Below are 12,952 nucleotides of genomic sequence, written 5' to 3' on the forward strand. Positions count from 1 at the left end.
GCTAGGCCTCCTGCGCCGCCTGCACCGCCGTGATGGCGCGCAGGATGGATTCGCTGGTGGCCGGCGCGCTCAAGGGCGGGTCGGTGTGGTGGCCCCCCGCGGCCGACACCGCGTCGCGGATGGCGAAGAACACCGAGAACGGCAGCAACAGCGGCGGCTCGCCCACGGCCTTGCTGCGGTGGATGCTGTCCTCCGCGTTCTGCCCTTTGAATAGTTCGCAGTGCAGCACGGGCGGGCAGTCGTTGGCGGTGGGGATCTTGTAGGTGCTGGGTGCATGCGTGGTCAGCTTGCCGCTGGTGGGATGCCAGACCAGCTCTTCGGTGGTCAGCCAGCCCATGCCCTGGATGAAGGCGCCTTCGATCTGGCCGATGTCGATGGCCGGGTTCAGCGACTTGCCGGCGTCGTGCAGGATGTCGGCGCGCAGCAGCTTCCACTCGCCCGTGAGCGTGTCCACCACGACCTCGCTGGCGGCCGCGCCGTAGGCAAAGTAGAAGAACGGCCGGCCCTGCATCTTGTCCTTGTCCCAGCTCAGGCCCGGCGTGGCGTAGAAGCCGTCGGACCACAGCTGCACCCGCTCCAGGTAGGCATGGTCGACGAGGGCACAAAACGCCATCTGCCGGCCGTTGACCTGCACCAGGTCGTTGGCGAAGCGCACCGCTGCCGGCTCGCCGCCGTGCAGCTGGGCGGCGCACGCGGCCAGCCGTTCCCGGATCTGGCGCGCGGCATCCTGCGCGGCCTTGCCGTTCAGATCGGCGCCCGTGGAGGCCGCCGTGGCGGACGTGTTGGCCACCTTCTGCGTGTCGGTGGCGGTGACGCGCACGCGCTCGAAACCCACGCCGAGTTCGTGCGCCACGACCTGCGCCACCTTGGTGTTCAGGCCCTGGCCCATTTCGGTGCCGCCGTGGTTGACCAGGACCGAGCCATCGGTGTAGACGTGCACCAGCGCGCCGGCCTGGTTGAGGTGCTTGACGTTGAACGAGATGCCGAACTTGACCGGTGTGAGCGCGATGCCGCGCTTGAGCACGGGGCTCGCGGCGTTGAAGGCGGCTATCTCGGCGCGGCGGCTGCGGTAGCCGCTGCTGGCTTCGAGCTGCGCGCTCAGCTCGTGGATGATGTTGTCGGTGACGGTCTGGCCGTAGGGCGTGACGTTGTTGTGCGCCTTGCCATAGAAGTTGGCGCGGCGCACGTCCAGCGGGTCCTTGCCCAGCGTGCGCGCCACCGAGTCGAGGATGTTCTCGATGGCGATCGCGCCCTGGGGCCCGCCAAAGCCGCGGAACGCGGTGTTCGACTGCGTGTTCGTCTTGCCCGAGAAGCCGTGCATGGACACATCGGGCAGCCAGTAGGCGTTGTCAAAATGGCACATCGCGCGCGTCATCACCGGGCCCGAGAGGTCGGCCGAGTGCCCGGCGCGCGAGACCAGGGTGATTTCGGCGCCCAGCACCTTGCCGGCAGCGTCGTAGCCGACTTCGTACTCGTACCAGAAGCAGTGGCGCCGGCCCGTGACCAGGAAGTCGTCGTCGCGGTCCAGGCGCAGCTTGACCGGGCGCCGGAGCCGGCGCGCCGCCACCGCGGCCACGCAGGCGAACAGGGCCGACTGCGACTCCTTGCCGCCAAAGCCGCCACCCATGCGGCGGCACTCGACCTGCACGTGGTTGGACGGCACATTCAGCGCACGCGCCACCAGATGCTGCATCTCGCTCGGGTGCTGGGTCGAGCAATGCACGTGCATGCCGCCGTCTTCCTTCGGTGTGGCGTAGCTGATCTGCCCTTCGAGGTAGAACTGTTCCTGCCCGCCCACGGAGAGCGTGCCGCGCAGCCGGTGCGGCGCGCGCGCGATGGCGGCCTGCGCGCCGCCCTCGGTGGTGGCGCGCGCCAAGTGCATGGGCGGCAGCACGTACTGCTGCAGGGCATGGGCCTGCTGCGGCGTGAGCACGGGCGGCAGCGGGCTGATCGTCAGCGCGTCCCGGGCCAGCGCGGCGGCGCGGCGGGCCGCATCGCGCGTCTGGGCGACCACGGCAAAAACCGGCTGGCCCAGGTAGCGGACCTCGCCGTCGCACAGGATGGGGTCGTCGGGGACGATGGCGCCGCAGTCGTTGGCGCCGGGAAGGTCTGCGGCCGTGATGACGTCCACCACGCCGGGCATGGCACGGACGCGGTCGAGCGACAGGCCGGTCAGCGTGCCGTGGGCCACGGGCGACAAGCCCAGCGCGCAGTGCAGGGTGCCGGCCAGCTCGGGCAGGTCGTCGATGTAGGCAGCTTCACCGGCCACGTGCAGGTGCGCCGACTCGTGCGGCCGGCTCACGCCCACGCGTGCGCCCGCGCGCTCGGCGCGCGCTTCGGCGCTCTGGTCGATGCGGGTCGCGGTGTTCTGCAGATAGTCCGAAAAGGTTTCAGCGCGCTGCAGCAGCCGCGCGTCCACGGGTTGGTTCATGTCAGGCTCCCTGAAGGTCGGACGGGCTGGCGGTAGCCGCTGGCGCGGCGTGCGGCATGGCGCTGAACACGCTGGTCAGCGCGCTGGGCAGCGGATCGGCCGTGCGCGTTTCCAGCCAGAAGCGCCGCAGCAGGTTCTGCGCCACCTGCAGCCGGTAGCCGGCGCTCGCGCGCATGTCGGACAGCGGCGCGAAGTCGCTGGCCAGGGCCGCCTGGGCCGCCTGGACCGCTTCTTGCGACCAGGGCTGGCCCCGCAGCGCGGCCTCGGCGTGCGCCGCGCGCCGGACCGTGGCCGCCATGCCGCCAAAGGCCAGGCGCACGGCGGCGACCCGGTCGCCGTCGAGCTCGATCGCAAAGCCGCCGCACAGCGCCGAGATGTCGCAGTCAAAGCGCTTGCTGATCTTGTAGCCGCGCACCTGGCGCGCCAGGGCCGTGAGTGGGATCGCCAGCCCCTGCACGAACTCACCCGTTTCGAGCCGGTTCTTCATGTAGTCGGTATAGAAGTCCTGCAGCGGCATGCGGCGCACGCGTTCGCCGCGCCGCAGCTCGATCTGCGCATCGAGCGCCATCAGGATCGGCGGCGAGTCGCCGATGGGCGAGCCGTTGGCCACATTGCCGCCCATGGTGCCGGCGTTGCGGATGGGCGGCGAGGCAAAGCGCAGCCACATATCGGTGAGCGCCGGCACGCGCTGCACCAGGGCCTCCCAGGCGCGGGTGAGCGAGGCGCCCGCACCGATGTAGAGCTCGCGGCCGCCGAGGTGGTCGCGTTCCTCGACGACCTTCATCGCGTCGACGTCGCCGACGAAAAGGATGTCGCCCAGGTCGCGGAACATCTTGTTGACCCACAGGCCCACGTCGGTGGAACCGGCCAGCAGCTGGGCCTGGGGGTGCTGCAGGCGCAGCGCGGCCAGCGCGCCCAGCGTCCGGGGGGCGTGGAAGTGGTCGGTGCGCCGGGCCGCGTTCGGGCCGGCATAGCTGAACGAGCCTTCGCTGGCGCCGCGCGCGATGCCCTGCAGCGCTGCGACCACGGGTGCCGTGTCGAGTGCGATCGCCGGCAGGTCGAACATGCGCTGGCCCGCGTCGAGGATGGGCCGGTAGCCGGTGCAGCGGCACAGGTTGCCCGACAGGTCGTCGGCCAGCTGCTGGCGCGTGGGCTGCGTGCCGCAGGCGCTGTGGTGTTCGTACGTAGACCACAGCGACATCACAAAGCCCGGCGTGCAGAAGCCGCACTGCGAGCCGTGGCAATCGACCAGCGCCTGCTGCACCGGGTGCAGTGCACCAGGCTGCGTTGCGGTGTCGGCGGCCTTCAGGTCTTCGACCGTGAACAGCGCCTTGCCGTGCAGCGTGGGCAGGAACTGGAGGCAGGCGTTCACAGTGCGCAGCGCCAGGCCGCGCACGGTCGTGCCCGGCGCCTCGCTGCGCCCGGGCAGTTCGCCGATCACGACCGTGCAGGCGCCGCAGTCGCCCTCGTTGCAGCCTTCCTTGGTGCCGGTGCAGCGGGCGTCTTCGCGCAGCCATTCGAGCACGGTGCGCGTGGGGTGCGAGCCGCGGACTTCGACAACGGCGCCCCGGTGGTAGAAACGGATGGCTTGGTGTGGCATGGACGACGGATGGGAGGGTCAGAGGTATCCCTGAAACTTAGTCGCTTTCTTGCCGGCAGGCATATGCCGAAAGGAATAGTCTCTATGCGGTGGTGCATATGGCGCTCCGCGCGGATTTCGCCAAGATCGGGCCTCGGAGTCGGCCTTCCATCCGATGCGGCCGCTGCCGGGCAGTGCCCGCCCCTTTGTTCGCCGGGGCCGATGGCCCGGTCTTACCAAACGACCTCATGACCACGATGTCACCCTCCAAGCTCGCACTGCGCGGCGATCTGCTCGATTTCACCGGCACGCCCGAATGGGCGGTGGTCGATGCCGCGGCCGTGCGCTTCCGCCCCGACCACTGGCTGCTGATCGAGGGCGGCCGCATCACCGGCGTGCAGCCCGGCGACCAGGCGCCGGGCGCGGACTGGGTGCAGCACGACCACCGCGGCAGGCTGCTGCTGCCCGGCTTCATCGACACCCACGTGCACAGCCCGCAGATCGACATGATCGCCAGCTACGGCGCCGAGTTGCTCGACTGGCTCCACACCTACACCTTCCCCGCCGAGATGCGCTTTGCCGACCCGGCCGTGTCGCAGGCGGGCGCCGCGCGCTTTCTGGATGCGCTGCTGGCCAGCGGCACGACCAGCGCCGTGGTCTTTCCGACCGTCCACAAAGCCAGCGCCGACGCACTGTTTGCCGGCGCCAGCGCGCGCGGCATGCGCCTCGTCACGGGCAAGGTGCTGATGGACCGCCACGCGCCGCCCGCGCTGTGTGACGACGTGGCAGGGGCCGAGCGCGACTGCGTCGACCTGATCGAGCGCTGGCACGGCGTGGGCCGCAATGCCTATGCCGTGACCGTGCGCTTTGCGCCCACCAGCACGCCGGCGCAGCTGGCCATGGCGGGGCAGCTGTGCGCGGCCTACCCGGGCACCTACATGCAGACCCATGTCGCAGAGAACCGCGACGAGGTGGAATGGGTGCGGCAGCTCTTTCCGCAGGCGCGCAGCTACCTCGATGTCTACGCACGCGCCGGCCTGCTGCATGCGCGCAGCGTGCTGGCGCACGGCATCTGGCTCGACGCCAACGACCGCGCAGCGATCCGCGACAGCGGCGCGCAGGTGGCGCACAGCCCCTCGTCCAACCTGTTCCTGGGCAGCGGGCTGTTCGACTGGCACGCCGCCGTGCAGGCGGGCATACACGTCAGCGTGGCCACCGACGTCGGCGCCGGCACCAGCCTGTCGATGCAGCGCACGCTGGCCGACGCCTACAAGGTGCAGGCGCTGGCCGGCCAGCGCCTGACCGCCTGGAAGGCGCTGCACAGCGCCACGCGCGGCGCGGCGCAGGCGCTGGGGCTGGCGGGTGAAATCGGCTCGTTCGATGTCGGCTGCACCGCCGACGTGTGCGTGTGGCACTGGGCCAGCGGCGCGGTGGCCGAGCGCCGGCACGCACTGGCGCGCGACCTGCACGAGCGCGTGTTTGCCTGGCTCACCCTGTCGGACGAGCGCAACCTGGCGGCCGCCTATGTGGCGGGCGTGGACCGCCTGCCAGCTGCCGCAGCAGCGCCGCAGGAGGTGAGCGGCTAGGGTGCACCCCGGCAGCGGCCTGCGCAGCCCTGGCGCCGCACCCCTCAAAACAACGGCAGCCGCCACAGAGCGGCAAGCCCTACCTGGAGACAAACCCATGTTAGAGCGAATTTTCAAGCTGAAAGAGCACGGCACCGACGTGCGCACCGAGATCGTGGCGGGTCTGACGACCTTCCTCACGATGGCCTACATCGTCTTCGTCAACCCGTCCATCCTGGGCGCCGCCGGCATGCCGCAGGACGCGGTGTTCGTCGCCACCTGCCTGATCGCGGCGCTGGGCACGGCCATCATGGCGCTGTACGCCAACTACCCGATCGCGCTGGCGCCCGGCATGGGGCTGAACGCGTACTTTGCGTTCGTCGTCGTCGGCGCCATGGGCTATTCGTGGCAGACGGCGCTGGGGGCGGTCTTCGTCTCGGGCTGCCTGTTCCTCGCGATCACGGTGTTCGGCCTGCGCGAGCTCATCGTGAGCGGCATTCCGCAATCGATCCGCACGGCCATCGTCGTCGGCATCGGCATGTTCCTGGCGATCATTGCGCTCAAGAGCGCCGGCATCGTGGTGGCCTCGCCCGCCACGCTCGTGACGCTCGGCGACCTGCACCAGCCCCCGGCCGTGCTGGCGGTGATCGGCTTCATCCTGATCGTCGTGCTCGACCGGTTTCGCGTGCCCGGCGCCATCCTGATCGGCATCGTCACGGTGACCGTGCTGTCGTTCTTCTTCGGCGGCAACCAATTCGCCGGCGTCTTTGCGCCGCCGCCCTCGATCGCGCCCACCTTCCTGCAGCTCGACATTGCCGGCGCCCTCCAGGGCGGCGTGCTCAACGTGGTGCTGGTGTTCTTCCTGGTCGAGCTGTTCGACGCCACCGGCACGCTGATGGGCGTGGCCAAGCGCGCCGGCCTGCTCGTGCCGGGCCGCATGGAGCGGTTCAACAAGGCCCTGCTGGCCGACAGCGCCGCCATCTTTGCCGGATCGATGCTGGGCACGTCCAGCACCACCGCCTATGCCGAGAGCGCCGCAGGCGTGCAGGCCGGCGGCCGCACGGGTCTGACCGCGCTGACGGTGGCGGTGCTGTTCCTGGCCTGCCTGTTCATCTCGCCGCTGGCCGCCGTGGTGCCGGCCTACGCCACCGCGCCGGCGCTGCTGTTCGTGGCCTGCCTGATGCTGCGCGAACTGGTCGAGCTGAACTGGGACGACCCGACCGAGGTGATCCCCGGCGTGATCACGGCGCTGATGATGCCCTTCACCTACAACATCGCCAACGGCCTGGCGTTCGGCTTCATCTCGTACGCCGTGCTCAAGCTGTTCACCGGCAAGGCCCGCGACGTGCACTGGATGGCCTGGATCATTGCCGCGGTGTTCCTGTTCAAGTTCATCTACATGGGCGGGCACTGACGCCTGGGCGGCCGCACACCGGCAGGTGCGTGGCCGCTGTGGGTTTTCAGTGAAATGAGCCTCAAACGCTTTATGGGAAAGCGCTGATAGCTATGAAAACAGTAGCTATCAGGTGCGACTGGGCACGTACTCCGGGCGGTCGTTCGCCTGCGGCTTGAGGGGTGCGGTGGCGCGGCCCTCGGCGCGCTCGCTGCGCCACTGCGCCTTGCGTGCCGTCCACTCGGCCAGCCGCTGGTGCGCCACGGTGCTGTCCTTCTCCATCTGCGCCGCGTCGGCCAGCTGCGCCGACAGTTCCAGCCGGATGCCGTTGGGGTCGAAGAAATAGATGCTCTTGAAGATGTGGTGGTCGGTCACGCCCAGCACCTCGATGCCGTGCGCCTGCAGCCGCGCCTTGGTGTTTTCCAGCTCCTGCACGGTGTTGACGCGGAAGGCGATGTGGTTGACCCAGGCCGGCGTGTTGGGCGAGGGCTCGGCCTTGACATCGTCGCCCAGGTCGAAGAAGGCGATGAACGAGCCGTCCTGCAGGCGGAAGAAGAAATGCGTGTACGGGCAGTACTCGCCCGTGCTCGGCACGTAGTCGCTCTGGATGATGTGGTAGAGCGGCAGGCCCAGGATGTCTTCGTAGAAGTGGCGCGTTTCCTCGGCGTCGCGCGCCTTGTAGGCGAAATGGTGCAGCTGCTGCACGGCCGCGGGCGGCGGCAGTGTGGCGGGGTCGGGGGTGGGCAGGGCGTTCATGGCGGTCTCCGGGGAATGTGCCGAAATTCTACTATCCGTAATTTGTTTACGTTAGTTCAATTTTGCTGCGCTGCAGGCGCTGGACCGGGCACAAAAAAGCCCGCTCCCTGCGAGCAAGGGGCGGGCTGGCGGGGCCGGCAGCGTGGCAGGCCTGCGCTGGCTGCTTACTGCTTGACGGCCTCGACCTGCACGATCAGGCGCACGTTCTTGGCAAAGCCCCAGTCGATGCCGTAGTTCATGCCGAACGCCGTGCGGTCGATGGTGGTTTCGAAGTCGCCGCCGCAGGTTTCGCGCTTTTGCAGCATGGGGTTGGGGTAGCAGTTGAACTTAGACGCCTTGAGCGTGACGGGCTGGGTCTTGCCCATCAGCGTGAGCTGGCCGGTCACTTCGCTGACCTTGTCGCCGCTGAAGTTGAACGTATCGGACACGAAGCGGGCCGTGGGGTGCTTGGCCGCGTCGAACAGCTCGGCGCTTTGCAGGTGTTTGTCGAAGGCAGCGGTGCCCGTGTTGATCGAGTTGATGTGGAGGGTCAGGTCCACCTTGCCCGCCTTGCCGTCACGGTCGAATTGCACGGTGCCTTCCTTCTTGTCGAAGCGGCCGCGGTTGGTGGTGGCGCCCATGTGGTCGATCTCGAAGGTCACGAAGGTGTGGGTGGGATCGATGGCGTATTGCGCGGGGGCTGCGTGGGCAACACCTGCGGCCAACGTTGCGGCCGCGGCCAGGGCGAAGAGGGACTTGCGCATGAAGGGTTCCTTGAGAAAAAGGGTGGCAGAAAGAAAAATCAGAGCTTGCCCACGCCGCTGAGCGCGAGCTTGAAGGTCACTTGCACGTCGTCGGCGACCATGGAGGTGTCGGCCCACTCGTTCTCGCCGATCTTGTAGGCCAGGCGCTTGAGGGCCAGCGTGCCGGTGGCGGTGGTGGTGGCGCCGTTCTGCGCCAGGGTCACGGGCACGACCACGTCGCGCGCCTGGCCCTTGATGGACAGCTTGCCCGCCACCTCGAACTTGCCCCCGCCCAGCGCCTTGACGGCGCTGGACTGGAAGCTGGCCTGGGGGAACTGGGGCACGTTGAACCACACGGGCTTGGGCAGTTCGGCGTCGGTCTCGCGCGAGCCGAGCGTGGCGCTGCCGGTGTCCACCGTGAAAGCGATCTTGCTGGCGGCGGGCTGGGCGGGGTCGAAGGCGATCTGTGCGTCGAATTTCTTGAAGTGCCCCTGCAGCGGTACACCCATCTGGCGCGCCGTGAAGGCCACGCTGCTTTGTGCGGGCAGCAGCTTTTGTTCGGCATGGGCGGGCACGGTGGCCAGCACGGCGCAGGCGCCCAGCAGGGCAGCGGACAGGGATACAGAAATTTTCATGGGGAACTCGGGAGCGGGAAAAAGGGTTCGGACAGCGTGCGCGGCCAAGGCTTCAACGCCGGCCAGGCCACATGCGCGTGAGCAGGCCGTCGCGGTCGATCCACTGGTGCTTGAACGCCGCGGCCACATGCAGCCCGGCCAATGCCGCGAGGGCGTAGGCGCTGATCTGGTGCCACGGCTTGAGGGCCTCGGCCAGCGCATCGCTGGCCGGCACGAAGTCGGGCAACTGCACCAGTCCGAGGAACACGATGGGGAAGCCGGCCGCCGAGCTGTAGGCCCAGCCGATCAGGGGCACGGCGAAAAACAGCGCATACAGCAGGTGGTGCGTGCCGTGGTGCGCCCATTTCTGCCAGGCGGGCATGGCCTGCACCATCGTGGCAGGCAGGGCCGGGGGGCGGTGCGTGAGGCGCCACAGCAGGCGCAGCAGCGACAGCGTGAGGATGGCCACGCCGGCCCATTTGTGCCAGTTGTAGAGCTTGAGGCGCTGCGGCGAGAACGGCAGGTCGGCCATGTACAGGCCCAGCGCAAACAGGGCCATCAGCGCTGCGGCCAGCAGCCAGTGCAGCGCGATGGCGGTGTGGCTGTAGCGCGCGGAACGCGCCGGGGCGGTCGGAGAGGAAGAAGGCATGCAGGGCGCCAAAAGGGCGGTAAGGGGGCGTTAGAGGGAAAAAGTTCAGCACAGCAGCCGGCAGCCGCTTGGGAGCCAGTGTAGGAAACGGAAGCTTCTTTCCGTTTCAACGGGATTGATGTCTCGATTCAAATGAATTGAACGAGTGGCCGTGGCTGGGCCGCAGGCAAGGCCTTCCTCGGATGGGCTCAGCCCGCGAGCGCAGCGCTTTTCCAGGCCTGTGCGGCGGCCCCTGCGTCGCCGCGCTGCTCGGCCAGTTCAGCCAGCCGGCGCCACGCGCTCTGGCGCAGCGAGGTGTCCTGCAGCTGCTGCGTGGACTGCGTCAGCAACTGCTGCGCCTTGCCCCACAGCTGGCGCTGCACGCAGGCTGCGCCGGCGAGGTACTGCAGGCGCGGGTCGCGCGGGTTGGCCTGGGCCGCGGCTTCGATGCGCGCCAGCCAGGTGCCGTCGAGCGCGTCCATGCCCGACTCCAGCGCACGCACCAGCTTGAGCGCGTGGTGATCGGCCAAGGTGCCGGGAGCGCGCACCATGTGCTCCCACACCGGCAGCAGCCACTGGCGCACCGTCTGGCCATCGCCCCCGAGCTGCGCCAGGCGCTGCGCGGCATGGATGGCCAGCTCGGGCATGGCGCGCTCGGTCGCTTCGAGCGACTGCCAGGTGCCGTGCAGCTGCGCCGGGTCGTGCGCGCCGTTGAACAGTTCGATGGCCAGGCCGCGCACCAGGCTCTGCGCGGCCGGGGCCGAAAACGCGCCGTGCTTGGCCAGCAGGCGCGCGGTGTCCAGGGCGTCCTGCGTCTGGTGCGCCAGGCGCGCGGCCTTGAGCTTGACCCGCAGCGCCAGCGTGCGCCGCGCCGCGCCCTGCGGCAGGCTGGCCAGCCATTCGAGCGCGGAGGCGGCCTCGCGCTCGTCGAGTGCCCAGCGTGCGGCGCGCAGCTGGATGCCCTCGCGCAGCTCCTGCTCGTGGGCGGTGCCGCGCAGGGGCGCATGGTCGAGCGACTGCTGCAGGTGGCTGTCGCGGTGGGTGCGGTCTTGCAGGGCGTGCGAGCCCTCGGCCGCCACCAGGTGCGCCAGGGCGCGCAGTTGCCGGCCGTGGGGCACGGTCGCGCCGGCGCGGGCCAGCGCGCTTTCCTGTGCCAGGGCGCCCAGGGCCGCCTTGCGCGAGCGCAGGAAGCGGCCGGCCATGAGCTGCGCCATGGCGTCGAGCAGGGCCGAGTGCATGGCGCGCTCTTTTTGCTGCAGGCGCCAGCGGCGCGCCTGGTGCGGCAGTTCCAGCAGCGCGGCGAGCGCGCGCAGGGCCGCATACAGCGTGGCGAAGCCCAGCGCCAGCAGCAGCACCACCATGTTGAGCGACAGATCGAGCCGGTAGGGCGGCCAGAACAGCGTGACGCTGCCCTGGTTGTTGCCCGCAAACAGGGCCGTCGCGACGGCCACGCCAAACAGGGCCAGGAGCCAGAGTGCTGCGCGCATGCGGTTCGTCCTCGCGCGCTTCAGCGGCCGGCGGCCGCGGTGGCCAGCGCGGACAGGGTTTCGTCTAGGCGCGGCAGTTCGGCGGACTTCATGTTGGCCTGGGCCTGCTGCAGCACCGTGGCGGCGTTCTGTGTGCGCCGCGATGCCGGGTCGAAATACTTGTTGAGCGCGGCGCCGGCCGTGGCCAGGTCCGAGCGCGCCGAGTCGAACTGGCGCGCCAGCACGCCCAGGCGCGCGTTGAGCAGTTTGAGCTTGAGGTTCTCGCGCAGGAAGAAGGTCTGGTCGGGCGCCAGCAAAATGGCTTCGGGCTGGTCGATGCGGCTCACGCGCACCAGGCCCCGGGCTTCGTCGCGCACTACTTCCCAGCTGCGCAGCAGCGCGGCCTGCCACCACGGCAGGTCGGCGGGGGCGGGCTCGGCGCTGTCGCCGGAGACGCGCGCGTTCATGCGCCGGGTGGCGGCGGCCAGCGCCACGGCGTTCTGCACGGGCAGGTCGTCCACCTGGCGCACCAGGTCGTCCAGGCGCGCGAGCAGGCCGGCGGTGTCGGTCACGTTGGTGCTGGCGATGCGGTCGAGGTCGCGGCCGATGGCGCGCTGCACCGGCGCCAGGCGCGGCTGGGCGGCGCGCTCGATGCGCTGCTGGGCATTCTGGAGCGCGGCCACCAGCGGCTCCAGGCTGCCCGTAAGCCGCGTCTGCTGCTGCGCCATGCGGACCGCCGACTCGATGTCCACCACCAGGGTTTCATCGCGCGAGCGCGACAGGCTTTGCATCAGCTCTTCGAGCTGGCTGCGCTGCAGGGCGACTTCGCTGAGCCGGGTTTCCGCCACGGTGAGGCGCGCGAGCGCCTGGCTGACCTGGTCGCGGGCCTGGCGCGCCATGGTGCGCGCCTCGATCGCCTGGGTGCCGGCGTCGGCGCTCTGGCGCGCCAGCTGTTCCTGGATCGTGCTGAGCTTTTGCCACAGCAGGCTGGCACTGACGAGGGCGGCCACGGCGACCGCGCCCACGGCGTACAGCGCGATCCGGGGCGCGCCCGGGGCCGAAGTCTGCGGCGCTGGCACGGCCGCCGACGGGGGGAAAGGCTCTGCTGCGGGCAGGTCGGGGGTGGGCGCGGCGCTCATGGGGCCGATTCTATCGAGGCAGCCACATCGGCCAGCGCGGGCCGGCATTCGCGCACGCAGCCAAAACCGGCCGCGCGCGCGGCCTGCGCGATGCGCGGGTGCGTGGCCAGGGCCCGTGCCTGGCCCCAGGCCTGGCCCGGCAGGGCGGCGCACAGGTGCGAGAGCGCCTGCGAGCTGCTCAGCAGCCACAGCGAGCCGTCGTGCGCCGCCTGCTGCGCCAGCGCGCGCTGCGCGGCGGTGAACGCGGGCGCGCAGCGCGTGTAGGCGACAACGAAGTCCACCTCGGCGCCCGCGGCCCGCAGCTGCTGGGCGAGCCACTCGCGGCCCGAGCCGTCGGCGGGGGCACCGGCTTCGGCGCCGCGCACGACCAGGATGCGGTCGCGCGGCGCGACCTGGCCCTGGACCTGCGCCCACAGCGCCTCGGACTCGAACTGCGCGGCGTCGGCGGCCGGCTGGTCGATGCAGTCCGCCGCCAGGCCCAGGGCCTGCAGCGTCTGCGCCGTGCCAGGGCCGGGCGACCAGACTCTTGTTTTGATAGCTGCTTGCGCTTGTCCAGCAAGGGTTTGAACCGTTTTTGGATCAAAAAAATGCTGGGCCGCATTGCCGCTGACCACCATGATGGCGCGGTAGCCTGCGGCACGCTCGCGCGCGGCCTGCAG

Annotated in this window: 11 protein-coding genes; 2 read left to right on the forward strand and 9 right to left on the reverse strand. The window is 69.9% G+C overall.

From position 1 onward, the window contains the following. Position 1: 1 nt before the first annotated feature. Positions 2-2,431, reverse strand: coding sequence for a xanthine dehydrogenase molybdopterin binding subunit (gene xdhB / locus B2J86_RS16125; protein ID WP_173026113.1), 2,430 nt, complete (start codon positions 2,429-2,431; stop codon positions 2-4). Position 2,432: 1 nt separating this feature from the next. Next, positions 2,433-4,031 carry a xanthine dehydrogenase small subunit gene (xdhA, locus tag B2J86_RS16130; protein WP_173026114.1) on the reverse strand — a complete coding sequence of 533 codons (1,599 nt, stop codon included), beginning with the start codon at positions 4,029-4,031 and terminating at the stop codon, positions 2,433-2,435. A gap of 227 nt (positions 4,032-4,258) precedes the next feature. Here xdhA and guaD point away from each other — a divergent pair, with 227 nt between their 5' ends. Continuing rightward, on the forward strand, positions 4,259-5,596 hold the full coding sequence (guaD, locus tag B2J86_RS16135; protein ID WP_216842422.1) for a guanine deaminase: 1,338 nt from the start codon (positions 4,259-4,261) through the stop codon (positions 5,594-5,596). Between the two features lie 97 nt (positions 5,597-5,693). After that, a complete protein-coding gene (locus B2J86_RS16140; RefSeq protein ID WP_173026116.1) occupies positions 5,694-6,989 on the forward strand; it encodes an NCS2 family permease in 1,296 nt (431 codons plus the stop codon). Between the two features lie 108 nt (positions 6,990-7,097). On the opposite strand, the gene B2J86_RS16145 is transcribed toward B2J86_RS16140, so the two are convergent. The 7 genes from B2J86_RS16145 to B2J86_RS16175 form a co-directional block, all read right to left on the reverse strand. Next, entirely contained in the window at positions 7,098-7,724 is a 627-nt protein-coding gene (locus tag B2J86_RS16145) for a VOC family protein (RefSeq protein WP_169168179.1), read from the reverse strand. A 164-nt stretch (positions 7,725-7,888) separates the two neighbouring features. Continuing rightward, positions 7,889-8,467 carry a YceI family protein gene (locus tag B2J86_RS16150; RefSeq protein ID WP_169168180.1) on the reverse strand — a complete coding sequence of 193 codons (579 nt, stop codon included), beginning with the start codon at positions 8,465-8,467 and terminating at the stop codon, positions 7,889-7,891. A gap of 38 nt (positions 8,468-8,505) precedes the next feature. Beyond that, complete coding sequence (locus B2J86_RS16155) at positions 8,506-9,081, reverse strand: YceI family protein (protein ID WP_169634048.1); 576 nt, start codon at positions 9,079-9,081, stop codon at positions 8,506-8,508. Between the two features lie 52 nt (positions 9,082-9,133). Next, positions 9,134-9,709 (reverse strand): cytochrome b, encoded by a 576-nt coding sequence (locus B2J86_RS16160; RefSeq protein WP_169168182.1) that lies wholly within the window; start codon positions 9,707-9,709, stop codon positions 9,134-9,136. Positions 9,710-9,897: 188 nt separating this feature from the next. After that, positions 9,898-11,175, reverse strand: coding sequence for a heme biosynthesis HemY N-terminal domain-containing protein (locus B2J86_RS16165; RefSeq protein WP_169168183.1), 1,278 nt, complete (start codon positions 11,173-11,175; stop codon positions 9,898-9,900). Positions 11,176-11,195: 20 nt separating this feature from the next. Next, on the reverse strand, positions 11,196-12,293 hold the full coding sequence (locus B2J86_RS16170; RefSeq protein ID WP_173026117.1) for a uroporphyrinogen-III C-methyltransferase: 1,098 nt from the start codon (positions 12,291-12,293) through the stop codon (positions 11,196-11,198). Continuing rightward, a partial coding sequence (locus B2J86_RS16175) for a uroporphyrinogen-III synthase (protein ID WP_173026118.1) occupies positions 12,290-12,952 on the reverse strand: 663 nt, incomplete at its 5' end. The genes B2J86_RS16175 and B2J86_RS16170, both read right to left, overlap by 4 nt.

This window comes from Acidovorax sp. SRB_14 (assembly GCF_012932145.1).
In the GTDB taxonomy this organism is placed as follows: domain Bacteria; phylum Pseudomonadota; class Gammaproteobacteria; order Burkholderiales; family Burkholderiaceae_C; genus Simplicispira.